1 protein-coding gene is annotated in these 614 nt (G+C 32.1%); it reads right to left on the bottom strand.

Features of this window, described 5'->3' with window-relative positions; translation table 11 throughout:
• Positions 1-404, bottom strand: a 404-nt coding sequence (locus AC1DUW_RS31835) for a tyrosine-type recombinase/integrase (RefSeq protein ID WP_477644579.1), incomplete at its 3' end; no start/stop codon positions are given.
• Positions 405-614: the final 210 nt, after the last annotated feature.

The raw sequence follows: 614 nt of genomic DNA, 5'->3' as shown, positions 1-614 counted from the left end.
GTTGAATACATAAACTCAAATAAAGCATTTTCGAATGTTGTATGACAAGCTTCCCGCAAATGTTCAATTTCCTCTTCAGACAAGTATTTTGGAACCCTTAATTCTACTTTTGGTTCCTTTATTTTTGATGCAGGATTTCCATTAATTAAATTTTCATCCTGAGCCCATCTAAATAAAGATTTAATAAATCGAATTCTATGCCCCAGACTGGATGGCTTAAGCTTTTCAGCTGCTTTTCCCAGATAAACTTTAAGAGAATTAGTTGAAAGTTCTTGAATGGATATATTTTCAAAACTATTCACTAACAAGTTAAATTGGACGTTATACGCCTTTAATGTTTGTGATGAATAACCTTGGATTTGCTTATCTGCCTTATATAAACTCCATACATCAGTTAAGATCATTCCTCTTTCTCTCCCATCTATACCATATTAATAGACAGTATAGACAAAAGAAGAACAATTATACTAGATTAGTAGAATTTTTATTAAACAAAAGCACCCGTTAGCTGAATAACTTTCTTGGAAGAAGCACAGGAACAAAAAGCACCAACAGAAGCATTTGTAGATAAATTCGCAAGTATTTATACACCTTGCGAATTTATCTACAAATGC

Source organism: Peribacillus sp. P4_C12, assembly GCF_056402095.1.
Note: the sequence above shows the minus strand (reverse complement) of the source record. Positions and strands in the feature narration are given on the sequence as shown.